Source organism: Novosphingobium aureum, from assembly GCF_015865035.1.
In the GTDB taxonomy this organism is placed as follows: domain Bacteria; phylum Pseudomonadota; class Alphaproteobacteria; order Sphingomonadales; family Sphingomonadaceae; genus Novosphingobium; species Novosphingobium aureum.
The window spans coordinates 978,498-997,686 of record NZ_JADZGI010000001.1 but is presented as its reverse complement, the minus strand read 5'-3'; the positions used below and the strand labels follow the sequence as shown (position 1 = coordinate 997,686).

The following is a 19,189-nucleotide window of genomic DNA, read 5'->3' as shown; positions in this document are numbered from 1 at the left end:
CAGGGGCCGGGTTCAGATGGACGATATGACCGAGATTGTGACGCACGAGGAGCTTGCACGCGCAGAGGAAGGCAGCGCGCGCCATACCCAGACCGGGCCGACCGGCCCTGCCCTCGATCCCGAGGCCGCGAAGGACGCCGCCTTGCTCGCGAACTCGCCCACGCGCTACTTCAACCGCGAGCTGAGCTGGCTCGCCTTCAACGAGCGCGTCCTCGCCGAAGCCTCGAACGAGACTTACCCGCTGCTCGAACGGCTGCGCTTCCTCTCGATCTCGGGCTCGAACATCGACGAGTTCCTGATGGTGCGCGTCGCCGGTCTCGCCGGGCAGGTGCGCCGCAAGATCGAGGAAACCTCGATCGACGGGCTCACCCCCTCGCAGGCGCTCGCCGCCACACACGAGAAGGTGCTCGAACTCGAGCAGATCCAGCAGGACACCTGGGCGACGCTCAAGAACGAGCTGGGCAAGGCCGACATCCACATCGTCGGAGAGGAAGAGCTCGACGCCGAGCGCGAGCAGTGGCTGCGCGACTATTTCGTCACCGACATCATGCCGGTGATCACCCCGCAGGCGATCGACCCGGCGCACCCCTTCCCCTTCGTCGCCAACCAGGGCATCGGCGTATTATTTTCGCTCACCCGCGAGGCCGACGATGCGCCGGTGATGGAGATGGTGCTGATCCCAGCACCACTGCCGCGCTTCGTGCGCGTGCCCGGCGAGGAAGCGGCGTGGATCTCGATCGAGGACATGATCTGCCGCAATGCCGAGCGCCTGTTCCCCGGCTTCAGGGTCAACGGCTACGGCGTGTTCCGCATCCTGCGCGACTCCGACCTCGAGATCGAGGAAGATGCCGAGGACCTCGTGCGCTACTTCCGCTCGGCGATCCAGCGCCGCCGCCGCGGCCTCGTCATCGTGCTGCAGCTGCAGGGCAAGTTCGACCCGGCGGCCGAGGACATGCTGCGCAACCAGCTCGGCCTCGACCAGGCGCTGATCATGAAGACCGAGGGGCTGATCGGTTTCTCGGGCCTTTCCGCGATCTGCGACGAGGACCGCCCCGAGCTCAAGTTCGAGCCCTATTCCCCGCGCTATCCCGAGCGCATCCTGGAGCATGACGGCGACATCTTCGCGGCGATCCGCGAGAAGGACATCATCATCCAGCACCCCTACGAGAGCTTCGAGGTGGTGATCGACTTCCTGCGCCAGGCCGCGCGCGATCCCGACGTCGTCGCGATCAAGCAGACGCTCTACCGCGCGGGCAAGCAGTCGGCGATCATCTCGGCGCTGATCGCAGCCGCCGAACAGGGCAAGTCGGTGACCGCGGTGGTCGAGATCAAGGCCCGCTTCGACGAGGAGCAGAACCTGCTGTGGGCCGGCCAGCTCGAACGCGCGGGCGTCCAGGTGATCTACGGCTTCATCGACTGGAAAACCCATGCCAAGATCTCGATGGTCGTGCGCCGCGAGACCGAGGGCTATCGCACCTACTGCCACTTCGGCACGGGCAACTACCACCCGATTACCGCACGCATCTACACCGACCTCAGCTACTTCACCGCCGAGCCCGCTGCGGGCCGCGATGCGGGCAAGCTGTTCAACTTCATCACCGGCTACGTCGAGCCCGAGGCGACCGAGCTGCTCTCGATCTCGCCGATGAGCCTGCGCGCCAACCTCTACAACCTGATCGACGTCGAGATCGCCAATGCCCGCGCGGGCAAGCCCGCCGCGATCTGGGCCAAGATGAACTCGCTCACCGACCCCGACCTGATCGACCGGCTCTACGCCGCGAGCCAGGCGGGCGTCGACATCGACCTCGTCATCCGCGGCATCTGCTGCCTGCGCCCCGGCATCGAGGGCCTGTCCGAGAACATCGCGGTGAAGTCGGTGATCGGCCGCTTCCTCGAGCACGTGCGCGTCTGGGCCTTCGCCAACGGCGCGGACCTGCCCAGCCGCCAGGCCAAGGTGTTCATGACCTCTGCCGACGGCATGAGCCGCAACCTCGACCGGCGCGTCGAAATCATGATCCCGATGCGCAACGACACCGTCCACGACCAGGTCCTCGACCAGGTCATGCTCGCCAACCTGCTCGACACAGAACAGTCCTGGCTGGTCGCCGAGGACGGCAGCTCGCAGCGCGTCGGCGAGACCGAGAACCCCTTCAACCTGCACCGTTATTTCATGACCAATCCCTCGCTCTCGGGGCGCGGGGCCTCGCTTGCCAGTGGACGAAAGGTACCAAAACTCTCGCTAAGACGCGGCAATATCTGACATAGGGCGGCAACCAGCCCTCCAGCGAGTCGTTCGGGAAGCATGAACGCGATCAGTCATTCGACCCAGAAGCGCGCGATAATCGACATCGGGTCGAATACCGTCAGGCTGGTCATCTACACCGGACCGCTGCGCGCGCCGGTGGTGGAGATCAACGAGAAGGTCAACGCGCGCCTCGGCCGCGACCTCGGCAAGACCGGGGCGCTTTCGGACAAGGCGCTCAAGCTCGCGCTCGGCGCTTTGGCGCGCTTCGCGCTGCTGCTGCGCCTGCACGAGGTCGAGACGGTCGAATGCGTCGCCACCGCCGCCGCGCGCGATGCCAGCAACGGCCCGCAGTTCCTTGCCGCGGTGCGCGCGCTCGGTCTCTCCCCGCGCCTGCTCTCGGGCGACGAGGAGGCGAGCGCGAGCGCCACGGGCGTGATCGCCGCCTTCCCCGGCGCGCACGGCACCGTCGCCGATCTTGGCGGGGGCAGCCTCGAACTGGTCGGCGTCGATGCGGGCCGCGTGCTTGCCGGCGGCGTGACCCTGCCCTTCGGCTCGCTGCGCCTCGGCGACCTGCGCGCCGGGGGCGACGCCGCCTTCGCCGGGCACGTCAGCTCGGGACTGCGCCGGACCGGTTGGAAGGCCGGGCGCGGCGAGCCGCTCTACATTGTCGGCGGTTCCTGGCGCGCGCTCGCGCTGCAGGCAATGCGCACGCTCGGCTGGCCGGTGGACGACCCGCACGGCTTCGAGCTCGGCGCCGACGAGGCTGTGCGCATGGCCCGCGAGTTGTCAGAGGGAAAACCGAAGAACCCCGACCCGCGCATCTCCAGCTCGCGCCTATCAACGCTGCCCGATGCCGCGGCGCTGCTCGCCGAAGTGGTCACCGCGATCAGCCCGAGCAAGCTGGTGTTCTCCTCCTGGGGCCTGCGCGAAGGGCTGCTCCATGCGGCGCTCGAGGAACAGGTTCAGGCGCAGGACCCGCTACTCGCCAGCGTCGCGGGCTTCGCCAAGACCGCGCGCACTTCCATCCGCGAGGCAGTGGCCGTCAGCGACTGGTGCGCCGCGGTGTGCCAGGACGCGGCGGGCGACAAGGCGCTGCGCCAGGCCTCGACCCTGCTCGCGCTCGCGGCGATGCACACCGAGCCCAACCTGCGCGCCGAGGAGGCCACCGCCTGGGCGCTGCGCAAGCGCTGGATCGGGCTCGACATGGCCGGGCGCGGGATGATGGCGATGACGATCTTCGCCAATGCCGGCGAGACGCGCGTGCCCGCAGACGTCGCCCGCCTCGCTGCCCCCGCCGACCTCGACCGCGCGATCGCCTGGGGCCTCGCCATCCGCCTGTGCCGCCGCCTCCACGGCGGCAGCATCAGCGCCTTCGCCGCCACGCACCTCGCCTGCGACGAGCGCGGCATCGTCCTCGGCCTCGACGAGGCCGCCCTGCCGCTGCTCACCAGCAGCACCTTCAAGGACCTGAAGGCGCTCGGCGAATGGCTCGGTCGCGACTGGCTGGTGCTGGGACCGGGCGACGTGGTGCTCGAGGGGTAGAGTTCCGGGGCGCCGCACGGTTTCGGAAATGAGCCGTTTACTGCCGGGCTCGTTTGGGCGTTTTCAATCGAAAAGCGGAACACCCCGCTTCGCCGTCATAGCCGATACACGTAACTCGTCATCCCAGCGAAAGCTGGGATCGTTGTCAGCCTTGCGTGACATTGCGAACGATCCCAGCTTTCGCTGGGATGACGAAAGAGTTTTAACGACGGCTATGGATGCACTGCGGGCTAATTGAAAAGCGCTGACGTTGCAGCCACTTGGCGCAGCTCGCATAAGGCCTTCGAAGAGAAGTCAATCCATGAAGCAACTTGGCCGAGATGTGCCGATCCCAGCAGCGATGCAGGGCCGCTGGATTGATGCAGAGGACTCTGCAGTCGAACTTGTCGTTGAGGGTGGAGAGGTCACCTGCTTTGGCCAGAGAGTCGAATACGACTACAAGCTAGTCGACGAGGAGAATGGCGCTCTGACCGTCACTCTCATGGTCGACAATGCGGTTTACGAGGAATCCTTTCAACGCTCCAACATCACGGGACTCGTTCTTACGCCAGAAGGCGAGTTTCACGCCTATAATGTGAAGTTCGCAAGCCAGTTCATCCCAACAACTGACTGACATCCCAACGTCCGCTGCCAAGAGCCTCTAATCATCCTCTGAGCGGCCTACTTGGGCGCAAAGTTAATGCTGGCTCTCAAGTGGTTAGATCAAAATGATTCCGTCTGGGCTTACCCGTGTTGCGGACTTTGGGTTTCCTTGTACGGTCATCAGATGCGTGAACCATTTTGGCATCTTCCGTTGAAGGTCCTCCTGTCCGTTCTGCTGGGAGGATTTATGGACGACTGGCTTAGTGACGAAAGTTTCTTGGAGGCCCTTGATCAACTCCCCATGCGCCTCGTTGCTGTGATTATAGTCGGAGCAATTTGGGCGTCGCTTCGGTATCGGAGCGCAAAGGCGAAGAAGACTATCCGCTAGCTCCTCAACTGAACGACCGCTACCAAGAGCGCCAGATCGGACTTAGAACGACCAACTTTGGCGCAGTGTGGGCCAACTGCGCACGCCTTGCCCTAGGAACTCAAAGGCTTCGCACAATCTTAGTGATATATGGGTCAGTGAATTCAGAAACTGGATCATCGCTCCTATCGGGCTTGCGATGATATTCACCGGCATCAAATGCTTCATACACCCGCAAGAAGAGCTTCGGCCAGGGGTGGGGCGGGGCACTGAATTGCATGTCAATCAGCAGTGCGTTGAGGTCGTTGACCACCTCGTCGCAGAATTCGAAAGAATATCTACGCTCGTGATACCCGCGTGCAAGTTCCGCACCGATGCTGTCATATAGCAACTCCACGCCCCCTTCTGCCCCATTCGTCCAGCGGCAAATATCCGCCTCTGACACGGGTTCCCAACCCTTGAGGTGACGCTGTTCTAGTTCAGCAATGCAGGCAATCATGGTGCGAGAGTGCGTCACAGCAATTCTGCAGTCCACCCATTTCAGTTAAGCACCGATCTCGTTGGCGAGGGATTCCGGTCAGTCCGCTCCCAGTCGGAGCGAAACGGCTCTTGAGCGCCCGACAAGGGCGCTTTCACGACGCTCCTCGAAGCCCCTCACCCTACCAGCGTGCGGCTCTCGGCGATCTGGCTGATGCCGCGCTTGCCGCCCTGGCGGTCTAGCTGGACGACGATGTCGATCACGCTGGCGGCGTATTCGAGGGTCTCGGCGCGGGTCAGGCCGATGTTCGACTGCATCGACATGAGCGCGATCTGCTCGAGCGCGCCGCGCGGGGTGTTGGCGTGGACGGTCGAGAACGAGCCGGGGTGGCCGGTATTGATCGCGCGCAGGAACGAGACCGTCTCGGTGCCGCGCAGCTCGCCCAGCACGATGCGGTCGGGGCGCAGGCGCAGCGCGGCCTGCAGCAGGTCGTTGGCCGAGACCTTGGCCTCGCCCAGCTCGCCCTTGACCGCGATCAGGCCAACGCCGTTGGCGCCGGGCAGGCGCAGCTCGGCGGTATCCTCGACGAGCACCACGCGCTCGTCGGCAGGAATCTCGGAAAGCATCGCGTTGAGGAAGGTGGTCTTGCCGGTCGAGGTACCGCCCGAGATCAGGATCGTGCGGCGGCGACGGATCGCATCGCGCAGGAAAGCGATCGGCTCGGCCATGGGATCGGGCATCGGCGGCTCGTCGGGCAGCGCGATGGGCCCCCGGTCGTAGGCATCGAGCGGGAGTTCGAGCAGGCGGTGGCGTCGGATCGCCATCGCCCAGTTGGCGCGGGTCGCGGGCGGGCCGACGAGCTGGATACGCGCGCCCGACTGCCCGGCATATGCGGGCAGCGTCGCCGAGAGCAGCGGGTGCTCGCGGTTGATACCCTGGTGGCTGATGCGCGCGACCTGCTCGGCAAGGCGCTGGAGCAGGCGGTTATCCATCTCGGGCAGCGCGATGTGCTGCATGCCCGAGAAGGCCGCGTCCTCGACCCAGATCTCGCCGGGGCGGTTGACGAGGATCTCGGTCACCGTCTCGCGGTCGAGCCAGGGGCGCAAGGGCGCTAGGTAGGCGTCGAGATAGACGCTGCGCGCCATGGGCGGCTCGCTGCCCGCTTCAGCCACGGCGATCTGCGCCTGTGGCTGGTGCCCCGTCGCTGCGTTCTTCATGGAAACTACGTCCGCCATGGTCTGCTGCCTGCCTCGCGATCACTGCACCGCGCCGAAGTCGAGATCCTTGGCGGTGAACACGCGAATCGGCTCGCCCTGGCGCACGCGGATCGTTGGGCCGATCTGGCCGGTCGACTGGATTGCCGCCGAGGCCGCCGACTGGCCGCCGCCGACCACGACGCTGGCGCCGCTGCCTACCACCGAGCTGAGCCCGCCGATGACCGAGAGCAGCATCGCCGAGCCGAAGCGCTCGAAGAAGTGGGTGTTGACCTTGCCGGCAAGGCCGGTCTCGCCGCCGAAGGCGATGGCGGGCGAGCCGATGTCGACCGAGACGCCGTCGGGCCGGATCACGCGGGTCCAGATCACGTAGGCACGCTTCTGACCCGCGGTGAGGCCGCTCTTGTACTGCCCGATCAGGCGCGAGGAGCGCGGGATCAGCACCTTCTTGCCGTCGAAGCTGCGCACGTCGGTCGAGATAATCGCGCGCACGTAGCCCGGAACGTCGGTGTCGATCGCGGTCTCGAGCACCGCGGGGATCAGCGTGCCCTGCGTGACCGTGGTCGCCGGGTCGAACGAACGCGCCGCGCTGGCGGTCGAGTTGGTGCCCGCGATGCGCGCAGCGAAGTCGTCGTTGGCGTTGCCGCTGGCCTTCATCTCGCCCGGCGCGCCCGAGGGTGCGACCGCAACGGCACCGCCTGCGTCGAACACGACGGTGGGGGTGGCGTTGGGATTGCCCTGCTGCGCAGCCTGCGCATTGGGGTCGTTGGCCATGACCGGCGCGGGGCCCGGAACCGGGGGCGGCACCGGCACCGGCTGGGCCGATGGCTGCGGCTGCGCGGGCGTCGCGGGGACCGGGACCTCGGTCTCGGGCTGGACCTCGCCCGCCTCGATGGCCTGCTGCGTCTCGCGCTGGGTGGAGTTCATCGACCAGAAGGTCAGCCCGCCGAGCGCGCCGACGATGACGATGCCCGCAGCGATGCCCAGGCCATCGCCCTTGCGCCGCTGCGCGACCTGCGGGAGCACGTTGCGCGTGGCGAGGTCGATGACCTGGCCGCCTTCCTCGCCGTCGCGCGGATCGGTGTCGTCGGCGGGGGCGAAGCGGCGGGTGGAGGAGGTCTCTTTAACCATGGGTCAGTTCCCCTTCACGGCAACCGGAGTGCCTTTGCCCGCGGCCATCGCGCTTTGCGGGAGCGGCCGCTTGTCGACCGGAACGGTGTTGACCAGTTCGGCGGTCGCCTTGCCCGAGCGCAGGATGATCTTGTCGGGTACGTCCGAGATGACGATCGTCGCCCCGCGCACCGCGTAGTTGACCGGGCCCTCGTCGCCCTTGTCGTTCTCGATCAGGATCGCGGGCACCGGGCTCAGCGCGGGCCAGGTGAGGTAGGTCGAGACGCCGTCGTCGTAGACCTTGGACGGCATCAGCTTTGAGGAACCGGTGCGGGTCCAAGCGAAGTTGAGCTCGGCGGGATCGGCGGGCATCGCCAGCGGATCGCCCTCGGCGAGCGCGCGTTCGGCCGGGCTGAGCGCGGCCAGCGCGGCCTCGCTGTCGGGCGCGGCGAGCGGCGCTGTATCCTCGGCCTCGTCTGGGTAAGTGAAGCGCAGCATATAGAGCGGGCGCGAGCGCGGCGAGGCGACGAGGTCAAAAAAGTAGGTATGGCGGTTGGTCACGACCGTCATGTTGGTGCGCGCGGTGCTCTCGAGCGGCTTGACGAAGAGCAGGTCGGCGCGCTTGTTCGGGGTGATCTGCCAGGCGGCGGAATCGCCGATGGCAACGTTCTCGATCGCCTCGTTCTTGCCGAAGGCGATCGTCGCCTGCACGCCGGTGCGCCCGTCGATGCGCACGACCTCGTCGTCCTGATAGGCGTGGTGGACCAGCCGGTCGTCGGCCAGCGCGGGGGCCTGGGCCATGAGCAGCAGCGCCGCCGGAAGGGCGAGCGCGGCGGCGCCAAGGCGCGAACGCGTCGTGACGCGGGTCATCGTGTCTTCTCCTTGGCCGGCAGCCTGCCGGCATCGTTCGATGCGCTGCGGAAGCGGGAGCCGATGCCGCGCGTGCGCGGATCCTGGCCCGAGCGCATCGGCTCGATCCCCCCTCCCGAGACTTGTGTCACTACCGTGCGGCGATCGCCCGAGGCACCCGTCGAACCACTGCCGCCGGGCCCCGAAGGCGTGCCCATTCCGGCGGAGCTTGCGACGGCGACCGAGCGCAGGCGCGCGCTCTCGGATGCGGCGGCGACCGCCTGCGGCGAGATCGCCGCTGCGGGCGCAGGCGCCTGCGGCGCATGGCTGGCCGAACTACGCTCGCGATCACGGGCGAGCCCGAAGACCTGCCAGCCGCCGACCATCGTGCCCGCAACCTTGAACACCATCGCCATCAGCGCGACGTGGACCGCGGCAACGACGAAGAACGCCATCGCCCCGCGCCCGTCGAGTTCGCCCAGCTGGGCCGACTGGACGAGGCCCGAGACGATCGGGACCATGAGTTCGAGCGTGATCGCGCCGCCCAGCACCACGAAGAGCGGGGTGACGGCGGTCAGCACGAGGCCGCGCAGCCAGCCTGCGGTGAGCCCGCGGGTGCCCTCGAACAGCGCGAAGATCACGAAGATCGGGCCAAGCGCGAGCAGGATGGCGAGCGCGATGCGCGCGGTGAGCAGCACGCCGACGGTGCCGAGCAGCAGCAGCAGCGCGCCCATCCACATCACGCCCTCGGGCGACATCACGCTGGCGGCCCCGGCAGCGGCATCCTGCGCCCCGTTACCTGCAGCCCCGCCCTCGCCGATCTGGGTGACGACGCCAAAGACGATGTCGATGCGGTCGGCGAACATCTCGGTCGCCGAGCCCTTCGAGCCCATGATCAGCCCGGCGATCCAGTCCGGCCCGCCCAGCACGAGCGACCACAGGAAGCCCTGGTAGGCCATCCAGCTGGTGGCGAAAGTCAGCACCAGCCCCAGCGTCAGCATGCGCGGGGTCAGCGCCGAGATGCCCAGCGTCGAACGCCCGGTGATCAGCGAAAAGGCGAAGAAGGCGACATAGAGCGTGAGCAGCACGGTCAGCGCCGTCAGCAGCCCGCCGCCCGGAGCGAACAGGCGCCCGAAGGCCGACGCCGCCATCTCGTTCGAGACGCAGTCGACCGCGCGCAGCGCCGGGGCGACGCCCTCGGAGGCAAGTTCGGTCAGGCGCTGGCAGGTGGGACTGGCCATCGCGATTACTCGGCCGCCTCGGTCCACAGAGCCTCGCCCGTGCCGGCCGCCACTCCATCACCGGGCCAGGCCTGCCCGGTGAGCGCGGGGTACCAGGCCTGCGGCGCGTCGCCGAAGCGTTCGCGCAGGGTATCAAGACGGCGCACCGTGCTCTCGCGCCCGGACAGCACGGTGAGCACCTCGGGCATGCCCGAGAGATCGAGGCGCACCACCACCGAGGCGTCGGACTGGCGGATCAGGAAGCAGCGCGAGTGCGCGGGCAGCGTGCGGATCACGTCGAGTTCGTGTTGCGACAGGCCGAAGCCCTCGCAGTAGTCCTCGGGCCGCGCGCGCGAATTGGGCATGAACACCATGGTCGCGGTCTGCTCGACCAGTGCGGTGGCGATCTTGCTGTCGAGCGCGTCGCGCGCCGACTGGGTGGCGAAGCCGACGAGCGCGTTGCGCTTGCGCAGCGTCTTGAGCCAGTCGCGGATGCGCGCGGCGAAGACCTCGTCGTCCAGCGCCTTCCAGCCCTCGTCGATGAGGATCATGGTCGGCTCGCCGTCGAGGCGTTCCTCGATGCGGTGGAACAGGTACATCATCACCGGCGTGCGCAGGCGCGGGCTCTCGAGCAGCGCGGTCATGTCGAAGCCGAGTACGCGCTGGCCGAGGTCGAGCCCGTCCTTCTCGTTGTCGAACAGCCAGGCGTGTTCGCCATGATCGATCCAGGCATCGAGACGCGAGGCGAGATCGCCGGGCTGCGGGCGCTGGGCACCGGCGAGCAGTTCGCGAAAGTGCGAGAGGCGGCGCAGCGAGGCGTCGTTGTGGTAGGCGGCATCGACCGCATTGGCGATCGTCGCCATTTCCTCGGGGCCTTGCGCGGCGAGCAGCACGCCCAGCCAGTCGCGCAGGAAGGCGCGATTGCCCGCGGTATCGGGCAGCGCGAGCGGGTTGAAGCCGGTCGGATGGCCCGCGGCGATGCGGCTGTAGCTGCCGCCGATGCCGCGCAGGAACACCTCGGCGCCGCGGTCCTTGTCGAACAGGATCGTGCGCGGCGCGAACTTCTGCGCCTGTGCGGCGAGGAAGTTCATCACCACCGTCTTGCCCGAACCCGAGGGCCCGATCACGGTGAAGTTGCCGAGATCGCCCTGGTGGAAGTTGAAGAAGAACGGCGTCGCGCTGGTCGTCGCGAGCAGCGTGACCGCATCGCCCCAGTGATTGCCCGAGGCCTGCCCCATCGAGAAGCCGTGGAGCGAACCGAAGCAGGCCATGTTGGCGCTGGAAATCAGCGAACGGCGCACGAGGAATTCCTCGTTGCCCGGCAGCTGGCCCCAGAACGCGGGCTCGAGATTGACGTCCTCGCGCACCGCGACCGCGCCTGCATCGGCAAGCGCTGCGGCACAGGCGGCGGTGACGTCGTCGAGCCCCTCGAGCGTGCCCGAGCGCACCAGCACCGAGAGGTGGTGATCGCCGAAGGCCACCGCGCCGGTACCCAGCGAATCGCGCGCCGATGCCATCTCGCTACGTTCGGCGACGGCTTCCTCGTCGGCCGAGCGCAGGCGGCGGATGGCAAGGTCGATGCGCTCGCGCGCGATCTGGCGATCGCACGGCGCATAAGTCTCGGTCAGGACCAGCTCGGCGGGCAGGCGCAGCAGCGCGTCGGTCAGGCCCGGGCCGGTCGAATCGGGATAGTCCTTCAGGCTGACGATCGAGCCGAAACTGGCCTTGCCGCTCGCCCCGCGCAGCTCGAGCGCATCGAGCCCGAAGCTGACGCGGCGATAGGGCAGCATCTGGCCGAGCTCGACGCCCTCCTCGGGACGGCGCACCGGGCGCATCTCGCCGTTGTAGAGCGCGCTCAGGAGTTCGAGGATTTCCGAGCAGCGGCCCGACTGGCCCTCGTATTCGCCCAGGAGCCTTGCGCCATAGGCGCCCAGCGAGGCGACCATGGAGGTCGCCGCGGCGCGCAGCGCGCGCACGTCGGCGGGATCGACCTCGGCCCCGTCGGCGCCTTTGGGGCGCAGCATGCGCGAGAGCTTGTCGGCCCAGCCCGCCTTGCCGCGCGCGGGACGGCGCACGAGGGTCACGAACTGGTCGTTGACGAAGAGCGCGCCCGAACTGGTGCGCGAACGCCAGCGCGCGTCGATGTGGCCCGAGAGCGGGTCCTCGAACTGGCCGTCGAGCTCGATCTCGACGCGGCGGCGGATGACGTGGTGGTAGAGCACGAAGCGCGCGTCGAGCACCGAGCGCAGCAGCACCTCGCGCGTCGCGACATGCGCGTTGAGCTCGTCGCTGTCGGCGGTCTCGAAGGCGAAGCCGGGCACCATCAGCGAGAGCGCCACCGAGCCATCGCGCAGCAGCACGATGTTCTCGTCGACGAGCGCGCGATAGGGCAGCCGGTCTCCGGCAAGCACTTCCTTGCCGCCCCAGCCCTTCAGCACCGATTTGAAGCCCTTGGCCATAAACTGTCTTGTCCTCGCCGCCCGCTCAGGGCGCGTAGCTGTTGCAGCCCCAGCGCTTCCAGTTGGGAATGCGCGGGCACTTGCTGACCTTCTTCACCCACAGGTCGAAGACCCGCGGCTCGCGCAGGCAGGCGAGATAGCCGATGCCGTGGATCGCGAGCGCCGCCGGGATCGTCCAGAAGCTCTTGGTGATGAGGAAGATCTCGGTCGTCACCCCGCCGTTGATGATCATGAAGCTGTACGTCACGCCCGCGAACATCTGCGGCCGGGTCAGCGCCCTGTAGACGGGGAAACGCGCCAGCGCCATGTCAGCCCACGGCCGCCGACTGGATGCCCGAGACGATCGCGCCCGCACCGAAGAGGATGAACACGCCGATGATCACGGTGGCGCCGAAGCGCCAGTTGAGGCGACCGGTCAGCATCATGAAACCGACGGCGGCGACCGCCATGACCGCGACTGCGGTGGCGACGTTGCCGAGCAGCGTGCCCTGCAGCCAGGTCAGCGCGTTGACGATCGGGCCGGAACCGGCGGGGTCCTGCTGGGTTACCGTTTGCGCCTGCGCCGAAATCGGCGCGAGCAGACCCGTCAGGACCATCGAGACGGCCGCGAAAAACTTGGAAATTCCGTTGTCTTGAGCGGAATTACGAAAAATATTACGAATCACCATGCCCTCCATATGGGGGCGCAGTGCTCCAGCCGGATGACAACTGTGTGACGAAAACGCGGCGATTACGGCCAGTCGCCGCGCGGTGTTTCGTCCTGGCTGACCTGCATCGCAGTCACCCGACCTTCGCCTGCGCTGAGCCCCGTATATTATAAAGCTTCACGCGGTGCGACCCGAAAGGGCCCGGCAGAAGAAGGTGCGGGCGATGGCGCAAGGCTCGCCGACTGCTCGAAATCACGCCTGACAGAGCTCGCGCGCGTACACATGCACGCGCGCGATGCCTTCATATCAGACAGGCTGGGCCGGTACGGGCAACGCGATGACGGCATCCAGAAGCTGAAGGTCCGGCGTTACGCCTGCCCGGACCTGTTCAGCGCAGGGCGATCTGCTCGCCGCGCAAGGCGAGACGGGCGATGTCGCGCGAATCCATCCAGCTGCCGTCGGCCAGCTCGAGCTGATAGCGATCGGAGCTGTGCAGCGCAGCTTTCCAGGCTTCCTGCGCATGGGCGACGTGGCCCAGGCGCTTGTAGACGGTGCCCAGATTGATCAGCACGGCCGGATCCTCGCCACGGGCAAGGCGCGTCTCGTAGAGCTTGGCCATCGCCTGCTCGTTCTCGCCGCGAGCGATCTCGGGATAGGCGACGTCGGTGCTTTCGGGCGGCGGCACGTCGATGACGAGCGAGAACGAGGACTGGCCCAGCAGGACCGCGGCGGCGAGTGCACTGATCGACATAATCTTTGTCTCCCTTGCGGGGCGCAGCCGAGGTCCGGAAATGGCCGCAGCGCGCTGTCTTGTTCCGCGTTGTTGAGGTGATCGTGACCCACACCCGAGGTTTCTCAAAGAAAATGACGCAAGTGTCATAAAACTGCAATCTTGGCATGAATCGCGCAGATTTCCGGGAGTCGGCGCGGCGCGGCCAGTGACTGTCGGGCAGCGGTCACACCATCGTCATGAAACTGAATATTTCTGTCATTGTACCGCCAACAAATTGTCACCCCCGATCCGTAGACGCCGCGTCAACGCAAGGTGGACTCGCCGCCGCGCAGATCCTGATCAACGGGGGACAAGACGTGAAGAACATCTCTGGCATGCTGCTGCTTGGCTGCAGCGCACTGGCACTCGCAGGCTGCGGTGCGGACGACATCTCCTCGCCGGGCGCGGGAAGCATCGATGTCGACATCACCAACCCGACGCCGACTCCCACCCCGACCCCGACTTCGGGCCTGGTCGAAGCGGCTGCGGACTGCCCCGCGATCAGCGGCGGCACCCAGCTCTCGAACGACGGCACCATCTCGGGCGCCGAAGGCACCTGGCGCGTGTGCACCCTGCCCTCGCTGATCGAGGCCAGCACCACCCTGCCCAAGGAAGACGGCGTCCTCTACCGCATCGCCGGCCGCGTCGACGTCGGCTGCGACGGCGGCTTCTCGGCCCCGACCGCTGCATCGCCCTTCGCCACCACCACGCTGAGCTGCAACAACCGCTCGCTCACCGCCGACACCAACGTCACCCTGACGATCGAGCCGGGCGTGATCATCTACGGCCAGAACGGTGCCGAGCCGGCATGGCTTGCGGTCAACCGCGGCAACAAGATCAACGCGGTGGGCACGGCCACCCAGCCGATCATCTTCACCAGCTACGAGAACGTGCGTGGCCAGAACGACGACACCGCGCAGGGCCAGTGGGGCGGCGTAGTGCTGATGGGCCGCGGCAAGGTCACCGACTGCACCGCCGGCGGCGCGCCCGCGACCTCGCCCACCGGCAACAGCACCTGCGAGCGTGACACCGAAGGTTCGGCCAACCCGGCTGTCTTCGGCGGCAACGACAACACCTACAACGCCGGCACCATGCGCTACTTCCAGATCCGCTACTCGGGCTACGTCCTGGGTTCGGACTCCGAGCTCCAGGCGCTGACCGGCGAAGGTCTCGGCACCGGCACCACCCTCGACCACTTCCAGAGCGTCAACAGCTCGGACGACGGCTCCGAGTTCTTCGGCGGTGCGGTCAACTTCAAGCACTACATCGCGGTCAACGCCGACGACGACAGCGTCGACACCGACACCGGCTTCCAAGGCGTGTTCCAGTACATGCTGCTGCTCCAGCGCGATGCCGACGGCGATGCCCTGATGGAGATCGACTCGAACGGCTTCGAGACGCACTTCCCGCGCCAGAAGACGATCTTCGCCAACTTCACCGGCGTCCAGCCCAACCAGAATTCGAACTCGGACCAGGCTGCCGTGCTCATCCGCGGCAACTCGGACATCACCTGGGTCAACGGCGTGATCAACGTGCCCAACAACGAGTGTCTGCGCCTGCACGGCACCGGCACCACCCCGGCAACCATCACCGCCTACTCGACGGTCATGACCTGCTCGGCCACCGACGGGGCCTTCATCGGCTCGGGCGCGTACACCACCGCCCAGGTCCAGAGTGCTTTCAACGCCGGTTCGAACAACAACGCCACCTTCACCTCGACGCTCTCGAGCACCTTCGTGAACGGCACCAACGAGGCAGGCGTGGTCGCCTACGCCGACATGGCCTCGCTCTCGAGCTTCCTCGACCAGGTCGACTACATCGGCGCGGTCAAGGATGCCTCGGACACCTGGTTCCGCGGCTGGACCTGCGACAACGCCACGGCCGACTTCGGCTCGGGCTCGCTGTGCACCGCGCTGCCGGTCACCTGAGCTACCCGCCCTTGATCCAACCGGGGGGGCGGTCCGTCACGACCGCCCCCCTTGTCGCTTGAAAACCGCACATCAAATTCGTTCCAGGGGGACAATCCATGAACAAGCCCCGGCTTGCATCGCTCCTGCTGCTTACCTCCGCGCTTGCCGTGCCGAACCTGGCATGGGCGCAGGACAGCACCGGCCCGGATGCCGACGCTTCGCTTGACCAGGCCCAGCAGGCCGAGGACGATGCAGGCGAGGACCTGCCCGAGGTCTCGATCCCGGGCGGCGACATCGTCGTTACCGGCCGCCGCATCCGCAACATCCAGCAGGCCGCCCCGCAGGTCGTCTCGGTCCTCTCGACCGAGCAGATTGCGCGGACCGGCGAAGGCGACATCGCCGGCGCGCTCGGCCGCGTCACCGGCCTCTCGGTCGTGGGCAATGGCTACGTCTACGTGCGCGGCCTGGGCGATCGCTATTCGCTTGCACTGCTCAACGGCCTCCCCCTGCCGAGCCCCGAACCGCTCAAGCGCGTGGTTCCGCTCGACCTGTTCCCGACCTCGATCGTCGCCTCCTCGCTCGTCCAGAAGAGCTACTCGGTCAACTTCCCGGGTGAATTCGGCGGCGGCGTGATCAACCTCACCACCAAGGCCATCCCGACCGAGACCTTCGTCAAGATCGGCGGCGGAGCCTCGTGGGATACCGAGACCACCAACCGGCTCGCCTACAGCTACTACGGCTCGAAGACCGACTGGACGGGCTACGACAACGGCAACCGCGACATGTCGACCGAGCTGGCCGGCTACGTCAATTCGGGCACGCTGCTCGCCGACGGGTCCAGCGACCTCGCGCGCGCCATCGGCTCGACGCTCATCACCGGGCGCAACGCGGTGGTGCAGAAGTCCGACAATGCCCCCGCCAACTTCTCGGGCAACATCTCGGCGGGCACTTCGTTCGACCTGGGCGGCGCCTACCTCGGCGTGATCGGCACGGCCGGCTACTCGAACAAGTGGCAGACCAAGGACATCGCCACGACGCGCGTCGCCGGCAACGATCCCGAGACCTACGAGCAGCGCTTCCAGAACGTCGTCACCGACAACCACATCGTCGCCAATGCGCTGCTTGGCATCGGTCTCGAATGGGGCGAGAACCAGGTCCGCCTGACCAACGTCTACATCCACGACACGATCAAGCGCGCCGGTCTCTCGCTGGGCAACCGCAATGCCAACGACGAGATCGACTACATGTACCAGGATACCGGCTGGTACGAGCGGCAGCTGTTCGAGACCCAGTTCGTGGGCGAGTTCCACCTCGATCCCGACACCCAGCTCGACCTGCGCGGCAGCTATGCGAACTCGAAGCGCAAGGCGCCCTACGAGATCTCGCTGCAGTACGTGCGTCGCGGCAGCGGCACCTATGGCGACCAGTTCATCAACCGTCTCGACGGCGGCAACGAGGGCGATGCGCAAGTCAAGTTCTCGAACCTGAGCGAAGACGTCTGGGCCGCGGGCGCCGACCTATCGCACAGCTTCTCGCCCGGCTGGACCGGCTCGGTGGGCTACTCCTACCAGCTCAACGACCGGCGCACCTCGCGCCGCGCCTTCCAGATCCGCGCCACCGGCGACAACGCGCTGATCTCGGCCTTCGGGCTGCTGCGTCCCGACGTCCTGTTCCAGCCCGGCATGTTCTACATCGACCAGGCGACCGACGACAACGTCAACTACACGCTGCTGACCAACGAGATCGACTATGCCGGCGCGATCTTCGACGCCTCGCTCAACAACCACGCCTTCTACACCAAGCTCGTCGGCCAGCTGACCGACGCGCTCTCGGTGGACCTGGGCGTGCGCTGGGAATACGCCGACCAGTTCGCGGGCGTGGTCCCCGTCGCCTCGACCGGCACGACGATCCCCGACACCAACCTGACGCACGAATACTTCCTCCCCGCGCTCACCCTCACCTACGAGATCGAGCCGGGCATGCAGGTGCGCCTCAATGCCTCGAAGACGATCGCGCGCCCGCAGTTCCGCGAGCTGCTCTACCAGACCTACTTCGATCCGGAGAGCAACCGTTCGTACCGCGGCAACCCCTACCTCGACGACAGCGAGCTCTACAACGCCGAGGCACGCTTCGAATGGTACATGAGCCGTGACGAGAAGTTGTCCATCGGCGGCTTCTTCAAGCGTCTCGACAACCCCATCGAGACCTTCCTCGTGCGCCCGGGCACCGACTTCATCACCACGTACGCCAACGCGCCCAAGGCCAATCTCTACGGCGCCGAGGTCGAGGTGCAGAAGTACTTCGACGCCTTCGCCGACCGCCGCGTGCTGCTTGCGGCGAACTACACCTACACCAAGTCCGAGCTGAAGGTCGCCGAGGGCGATACCACCCGCGTCTACGGGTCCTCGTCGAGTAACGCGCTCGACTACTTCCGCGACGGCGCCCCGCTGACCGGGCAGAGCGAGCACATCGCCAACGTCCAGTTCGGCCTCGAGCAGGACGGCGGGCTCTCGCAGCAGACGTTCCTGCTCAACTACGCCTCGAAGCGCGCGACCAGCCGCGGTCTCGTCCAGTCGGGCCAGCCCGACATCTTCGAGAACCCCGGTTTCACGCTCGATTTCGTCGCCCGCCAGGGCATCGACCTCGGCGGAGCAGAGGTCGAGGTGAAGTTCGAGGCGCGCAACATCACCGGGCGCAAGCACCTCGAGTACCAGGACTTCGAGGCGGGCCGGATTCAGGTCAACACCTATGACCTTGGCCGCGTGTTCTCGCTCTCGGCCTCGGTCAACTTCTGATCGTTTCACTACGGCGCCGCGCTGCCCTTTCGGGGCGGCGCGGTGACGACGGCACCTTGGGGCCCGGTCGCATAACCTGCGCCCGGGCCCCTTTTTTTTCGTCGCACGCCCCCCCCGCACGAGTACCCGCCAAGCGGAAGAAATGCGCCTTGCCCGCTTGCCAGCGCGCGCAAGGCCATCTAGGACCGGCCCCGTCACTTGGGGAGTAGCCGCCTGCCTCCCGCCGTTCACCGGTCCCGGCAGGCCCCGTCGTCAACATACTTGGTCGAGAGGCCATGGCGCACGGGAGGAGCCAGCGACAGTGTCGCTGTCCGGGCAAGACCAATGACGCTTGAGGCATCGTCCGGGCCGGGCGGATGCCGAAGGCGTCGTTGCGTCCAGTTCTCGCCCGGCCCCGGAGATATCGCTTGGAAGCCTTCCTCACCTCGACCGCGGTCGTCGCGCTCGCCGAAATCGGCGACAAGACACAGCTGCTCGCCATCGTCCTCGCCGCGCGCTTCAAGAAGCCATGGCCGATCGTCGCGGGCATCTTCGTCGCCACACTCGCCAATCACTTTCTCGCCGCGCTCGTTGGCGAGCAGGCTGCCGCCTTCCTCGAGGGCCAGTGGTTCCGCTACCTCGTCGCGGCAAGCTTCATCATCATGGGCCTGTGGACCCTCATTCCGGACAAGTTCGACGAGGACGACGAACCCAAGCCCGGTCGCTTCGGCCCCTTCCTTGCCACTGCCATCGCCTTCTTCATCGTCGAGATGGGCGACAAGACCCAGCTCGCGACGGTCGCGCTGGGCGCGCGCTTTGCCAGCGTTGTCCCGGTGATGATGGGCACGACGCTGGGCATGATGATCGCCAATGCGCCTGCGGTGTTCCTCGGCAATGCGCTGATCGAGCGCGTACCGATGCGCGTCGTTCATGGCATCGCTGCACTGCTGTTCATCGCCATCGGCGTGTGGTTGCTGATCCAGACCGCAGGCCTGCTCGGCTGAGGCCGTTCCTCAAGTA

General features: G+C 66.8%; 15 protein-coding genes. 6 read left to right on the top strand and 9 right to left on the bottom strand.

All coding sequences use genetic code 11. From position 1 onward, the window contains the following. Positions 1–16: 16 nt before the first annotated feature. The 3 genes from I5E68_RS04725 (at position 17) to I5E68_RS04715 (ending at position 4,400) form a co-directional block, all read left to right on the top strand. Entirely contained in the window at positions 17–2,260 is a 2,244-nt protein-coding gene (locus tag I5E68_RS04725) for an RNA degradosome polyphosphate kinase (protein WP_228726828.1), read from the top strand. Positions 2,261–2,302: 42 nt separating this feature from the next. After that, positions 2,303–3,787, top strand: a complete 1,485-nt coding sequence (locus I5E68_RS04720) for a Ppx/GppA phosphatase family protein (protein WP_197161253.1) — start codon at positions 2,303–2,305, stop codon at positions 3,785–3,787. Positions 3,788–4,088: 301 nt separating this feature from the next. Further along, complete coding sequence (locus I5E68_RS04715; protein WP_197161251.1) at positions 4,089–4,400, top strand: hypothetical protein; 312 nt, start codon at positions 4,089–4,091, stop codon at positions 4,398–4,400. A gap of 457 nt (positions 4,401–4,857) precedes the next feature. Here I5E68_RS04715 and I5E68_RS04710 read toward each other — a convergent pair whose 3' ends face one another. From I5E68_RS04710 to I5E68_RS04670, 9 genes are all read right to left on the bottom strand, one after another. Next, the gene (locus I5E68_RS04710; protein WP_228726827.1) at positions 4,858–5,235 is read right to left on the bottom strand and encodes a hypothetical protein; all 378 of its coding nucleotides are present in this window, start codon (positions 5,233–5,235) and stop codon (positions 4,858–4,860) included. A gap of 155 nt (positions 5,236–5,390) precedes the next feature. Beyond that, complete coding sequence (locus tag I5E68_RS04705) at positions 5,391–6,449, bottom strand: ATPase, T2SS/T4P/T4SS family (RefSeq protein ID WP_197161248.1); 1,059 nt, start codon at positions 6,447–6,449, stop codon at positions 5,391–5,393. A 21-nt stretch (positions 6,450–6,470) separates the two neighbouring features. Further along, positions 6,471–7,559, bottom strand: a complete 1,089-nt coding sequence (locus I5E68_RS04700) for a TrbI/VirB10 family protein (RefSeq protein ID WP_197161246.1) — start codon at positions 7,557–7,559, stop codon at positions 6,471–6,473. A 3-nt stretch (positions 7,560–7,562) separates the two neighbouring features. Continuing rightward, the gene (locus tag I5E68_RS04695) at positions 7,563–8,408 is read right to left on the bottom strand and encodes a TrbG/VirB9 family P-type conjugative transfer protein (protein WP_197161244.1); all 846 of its coding nucleotides are present in this window, start codon (positions 8,406–8,408) and stop codon (positions 7,563–7,565) included. Then, positions 8,405–9,628: a TrbL/VirB6 family protein gene (locus tag I5E68_RS04690; protein WP_197161242.1), complete on the bottom strand. Its 1,224-nt coding sequence runs from the start codon at positions 9,626–9,628 to the stop codon at positions 8,405–8,407. The genes I5E68_RS04695 and I5E68_RS04690 overlap by 4 nt, the downstream gene beginning before the upstream one ends. Before the next feature lie 5 nt (positions 9,629–9,633). Continuing rightward, a complete protein-coding gene (locus I5E68_RS04685) occupies positions 9,634–12,066 on the bottom strand; it encodes a VirB4 family type IV secretion/conjugal transfer ATPase (RefSeq protein WP_197161239.1) in 2,433 nt (810 codons plus the stop codon). A 25-nt stretch (positions 12,067–12,091) separates the two neighbouring features. Then, the gene (locus I5E68_RS04680) at positions 12,092–12,373 is read right to left on the bottom strand and encodes a VirB3 family type IV secretion system protein (protein ID WP_197161236.1); all 282 of its coding nucleotides are present in this window, start codon (positions 12,371–12,373) and stop codon (positions 12,092–12,094) included. Between the two features lies 1 nt (position 12,374). Next, positions 12,375–12,734 (bottom strand): TrbC/VirB2 family type IV secretion system protein, encoded by a 360-nt coding sequence (locus I5E68_RS04675; RefSeq protein ID WP_197164553.1) that lies wholly within the window; start codon positions 12,732–12,734, stop codon positions 12,375–12,377. Between the two features lie 367 nt (positions 12,735–13,101). Next, positions 13,102–13,464 carry a hypothetical protein gene (locus I5E68_RS04670; RefSeq protein WP_197161233.1) on the bottom strand — a complete coding sequence of 121 codons (363 nt, stop codon included), beginning with the start codon at positions 13,462–13,464 and terminating at the stop codon, positions 13,102–13,104. A 338-nt stretch (positions 13,465–13,802) separates the two neighbouring features. Here I5E68_RS04670 and I5E68_RS04665 point away from each other — a divergent pair, with 338 nt between their 5' ends. The 3 genes from I5E68_RS04665 to I5E68_RS04655 all read left to right on the top strand — a co-directional run bounded on the left by I5E68_RS04665 (position 13,803) and on the right by I5E68_RS04655 (position 19,173). Beyond that, positions 13,803–15,413, top strand: a complete 1,611-nt coding sequence (locus I5E68_RS04665; protein ID WP_197161230.1) for a beta-helix domain-containing protein — start codon at positions 13,803–13,805, stop codon at positions 15,411–15,413. Positions 15,414–15,511: 98 nt separating this feature from the next. Beyond that, positions 15,512–18,190: a TonB-dependent receptor domain-containing protein gene (locus I5E68_RS04660; protein WP_197161226.1), complete on the top strand. Its 2,679-nt coding sequence runs from the start codon at positions 15,512–15,514 to the stop codon at positions 18,188–18,190. 407 nt (positions 18,191–18,597) lie between these two features. Continuing rightward, entirely contained in the window at positions 18,598–19,173 is a 576-nt protein-coding gene (locus I5E68_RS04655) for a TMEM165/GDT1 family protein (protein WP_197161222.1), read from the top strand. Positions 19,174–19,189: the final 16 nt, after the last annotated feature.